Below are 232 nucleotides of genomic sequence, written 5' to 3' on the forward strand. Positions count from 1 at the left end.
AATTCAGATTATAATGCAGCGCTACAAGTCCAACAAATCATTACTGTAAATAAAGCAGACCAAACCATCACCTTTACCAGCACACCGCCCTCCAATGCCACTATAGGAGGGACGTATACCGTAACGGCAACTGGCGGTATATCCGGAAATCCCGTAGTTTTTTCTATTGATGCAAACAGCACGAGTGGTGCTTGTACTATTAGCGGAAGTCTAGTGTCCTTTACGGGCGACG

1 protein-coding gene is annotated in these 232 nt (G+C 45.7%); it reads left to right on the forward strand.

Annotated features, from left to right (window positions below):
• Window positions 1-232 (forward strand): hypothetical protein (locus tag Lsan_RS22380; protein ID WP_202814640.1); only part of this gene is annotated, 232 nt, incomplete at both ends.

This window comes from Legionella santicrucis (assembly GCF_001468135.1).
GTDB lineage: Bacteria > Pseudomonadota > Gammaproteobacteria > Legionellales > Legionellaceae > Legionella > Legionella santicrucis.